The following is a 3,232-nucleotide window of genomic DNA, read 5'->3' as shown; positions in this document are numbered from 1 at the left end:
GGACGATTGATGAACGATTACGTGTCGTAGACCAATTCACTCAGCAAACGGGGGTGAACGCTCAGGTAGCCAATTTCGAGGACATTACTTTATGGCTTGCCACGTTACCGTCTGCGATCACGCGCCACACATATTACGTGCATCTGCGAGCCTTCTATCAATGGCTGGTTATCAGCGATCACCGTCAGGACAATCCTATGTCCCGCGTTGCAGCGCCTAAACGTCCTAAGTATCAACCGCGACCTATCACAGATGAACAGCTACGAGCCGTTCTCACCTCGCCTCTACGTCCCGCCACGCGCACCCGCATCATGCTTGCTGCCTTTGCTGGGCTGCGAGTCCACGAAATAGCGAAAATACGCGGACAAGACATCGATCACGCAACGGGAATGATAACCGTAGTTGGAAAAGGCAATAAAACCGCCGTTCTGCCAGTGCATCCCATCATCTTGCGCGAGGCTGAACACTACCCTCTACGCGGTTGGTGGTTCCCTTCTTCCACATGCCCTCACACGCATGTAGAACGTCGGGCAGTTGGCTCAAGTATTTCTGACGCTTTTGCGCGAGCGGGTATCACAATGACTTCCCACCAGCTACGCCACTATTTCGCCACAGCCCTACTTGAAGCAGGAGCAGACGCGCGGGTAGTGCAAACCCTTATGCGTCACGAAAACCTACAAACAACCGCGCTATACATGAACGTTTCAGTGCGCCTACAACGCCAGGCTCTCGACCTACTACCAACCATGTTCAACAACTACCTGTTCTAACCGCCAGCACTGCCAGCAACGTCGGCAATGACGGCAACGCTGGCAACCGTAGACATGTAACCCATGAGGAGACAATGATGCTCACCATTTCACTGTGTAATCAAAAAGGTGGGGTAGGTAAATCAACTACCACCTATCACCTAGCCCGCGCCGCGGTTCTTGAGGGCTTGCGCGTGATCGTCGTAGACCTTGATCCGCAAGGCAACATCACCAGTAGCCTCGCAAAACACCCAGTAGACGAGGACACTGCGGGGTTGGCTGACGTGCTCTCAAACCGAACCAAGCTACCGATAAGCGAAGTCACCGTACCTGGCCTATGGGACGGGGTAGACCTCGTACCCACCACGGGTGAGGCCCTACCAGTAGTAAGAGACGAACTAGTAGTAGCAGGAGCTGGACGCGAAAGCAGGCTACGCGCCGCCTTAAGTCCTATCGCGAGCAACTATGACGTGTGTCTTATCGACTGCCCACCATCACTCGACCAGCTCACAATCAACGGCCTGACCGCCACCGACATCACCCTGATCGTCACACACTCCAAACTCTGGAGCGCTAACGGGCTAGCGAGACTACTCAGTTCGATCGACCAGATCCGCACCTACTACAACCCCACACTCACAATCGGGGGAATCATCATCAACCAGCACGAAGCCCGCACCACCAGCGGCGGGCACTGGATAAGCGAGCTAACCCATGAAGTAGAACAACGCGGACTAACAATCTTTAACCCACCCATCCCCAAACGGGTAGCAATCGCAGACAGCGTGGAAGCCAGTCAGCCCCGAGAACAATGGCCCCCACAAGAAGCAGCACAACTCGCCGCCCTCTACACCCAATACCTCCACGCAATCCAAACCCACCAGGAAGAACAGAGCAATGAGCAAAATCAGTAACAAACAACTCTTAGCCACCTACAGGCAGGCGAGCAGTGAAGAAAAAGACATCTATCTGAAGTTGCTGTACAACGACACGGTAAACGCAACTCACTACCTCCAATACTGGATCAGACCAGAACACCTAGGACCTGGACCCTACACGTGGACAGAGAAAGTCCAACACGTGCTAGAAGGCAAAGACTTTGAGCAAATGCTCCAACTCCACACCCGCCTATCCGAAACCGCGCACGCCATCAATCGACTAGACAAACACATGCGAAAACTCGACGAAGGACACACTCATGACTAAACCACAACCTAGACGTAGCGCCCTAGCAGGCCACAGCGTCATCACCCAGACCCAGACCGAGGCCAAACCACGGGCACAAACACCCACATCCAAGACCCAGTCCAGTGGTATCCAAAAGATCACTGTTCGGGTAGATGAAAAAGTGGCAGACGAAGCACGTGGCTTATTCATCGCCAGCCTTGCCAATAATGGGCCGACTACGTGGAGCAAATGGGTAGAACAAGCCCTCATCGCCTACAACACTCAAGCCCGAGCGCGACTACACGCGCCTGTTCAGCCACGCCAAATCGGCACCCTACCCGTCGGACCGCGCGGCCCCATCAACTAGACTAGACATCAACACAGGTCAAGGAAAACACCATGAGCACCAGCCAGCCCCACACCCCATTACAAGAAACAACTGATACTGCGATGAGCGAGCCAGTCTCTACGGTGACACCACCGTGGTATAAGCGCCCGCCCATTATTGCCACCATCGCCGTAGCACTCATCGCCGTGCTGGTTGTGGTTGGGGTGGTATGGAAAACCCACACTGATACGTTGAGCGCGCGCGAGGAATACCAGGCGACCCAGGCCACCTATCAGCAGACCTTGACCGAACTTGACCAGACTAAGACGCAAGCCAAAGCGCTTATTGATCTAGTGGCTCAGCGTGCTTTAGACACTGACACCACGGCTCTAGCCGTGGCGGTAGAAGAAGCAGACGCACTTTCAAGCGTTGAGGCCCAGGATGCTTCCGCGCTAGGACTTGAACAAGCCAAAGAAGCTACGCGCGCGGTCAAGGACGCCCAAGGGGAGGCTCAAAACGTGCTTGATAAGCTCACTGCTTCATTTGCTGGCGTGCGCGAACACGTCGCGGCCGCGGCTACAACCACTTTTGACCAGGCGGTAAAAACCCTGAATGAGGCAATCGAAGCCGCTGGCATGGCTAATCGTGAAGGCGTAGACACGAGCGTGACCGACCAGCTTGATACTGCACTGAAAGAAGCTCAAGCACTCGACCAAGCCGAGCCTGAAACGCTGGAGGCTGTAGCTGATATTGAGGCTGTGTTTACCCGCGCAGACCAAGCAGGCACAGTAGCCAAAACCCTAAGCGATGCCACCACAGCGGTAAACGACGCGGCCACAGCCTACACACAAGCCCAACAGGCTCAAAGCACGGGCGGATACAACGAAGGCAATGGTGGTGGCGACAGCGCCAGTAACTACAGCAACTCGAACGCAGGTCGCAATGGAGGCGGTGGCTACAGCGGTGGTAGTGGTGACGTGTGCGGCGG

Annotated in this window: 4 protein-coding genes; all 4 read left to right on the top strand. The window is 55.1% G+C overall.

Annotation, left to right across the window (positions count from 1 at the left end; translation table 11 throughout):
* On the top strand, window positions 1-770 hold a 770-nt coding region (locus tag QZT94_RS01485; protein ID WP_296773111.1), incomplete at its 5' end, for a tyrosine-type recombinase/integrase.
* 74 nt (window positions 771-844) lie between these two features.
* A complete protein-coding gene (locus QZT94_RS01480) occupies window positions 845-1,663 on the top strand; it encodes a ParA family protein (RefSeq protein ID WP_296773109.1) in 819 nt (272 codons plus the stop codon).
* Entirely contained in the window at window positions 1,647-1,955 is a 309-nt protein-coding gene (locus QZT94_RS01475) for a hypothetical protein (protein WP_296773107.1), read from the top strand. Before QZT94_RS01480 ends, QZT94_RS01475 begins: the two co-directional genes overlap by 17 nt.
* Before the next feature lie 411 nt (window positions 1,956-2,366).
* On the top strand, window positions 2,367-3,232 hold an 866-nt coding region (locus tag QZT94_RS01470; protein ID WP_296773105.1), incomplete at its 3' end, for a hypothetical protein.

Source organism: Varibaculum sp. (assembly GCF_008661855.1).
Taxonomy (GTDB): Bacteria; Actinomycetota; Actinomycetes; order Actinomycetales; family Actinomycetaceae; genus Varibaculum; species Varibaculum timonense_A.
The sequence above is the reverse complement of the archived record's forward strand: the minus strand, read 5'-3'. Positions and strand labels throughout refer to the sequence as shown.